This window comes from Ruoffia sp. FAM 26255 (assembly GCF_045528525.1).
GTDB classification, from domain to species: Bacteria; Bacillota; Bacilli; order Lactobacillales; family Aerococcaceae; genus Ruoffia; species Ruoffia tabacinasalis.
Genome location: NZ_JBGQQX010000151.1, coordinates 1 through 255, shown reverse-complemented (window position 1 = coordinate 255; position 255 = coordinate 1). Strand labels below are relative to the sequence as shown.

Annotated in this window: 1 pseudogene; it reads right to left on the bottom strand. The window is 40.0% G+C overall.

Features of this window, described 5'->3' with window-relative positions:
* Nucleotides 1-235 (bottom strand): annotated as a pseudogene (locus ACEN31_RS11685) (ISL3 family transposase); the annotation flags it as partial.
* Between the last annotated feature and the right edge of the window lie 20 nt (nt 236-255).

The following is a 255-nucleotide window of genomic DNA, read 5'->3' as shown; positions in this document are numbered from 1 at the left end:
CAGGAAGTCCCGTTATGCTCGCTAAAGTCAGACGAGAGTGACGCGTCCCATTTTTAACGACTTGATAGGCATCATTGACGATACCACAACATTCACAGGCTTTAGGAACATACGTTAATGTGCCAAAGTAAAACAAAGATAAGCGGCCTTTATAATGCTGTTCTTCAACACGGTCCATATCGATCGTGATATTTGGGTCTTTTAATTGAAAGGTTTTTTGGATAAAATGGTTCATGCGTAGATATTCTCCTTATG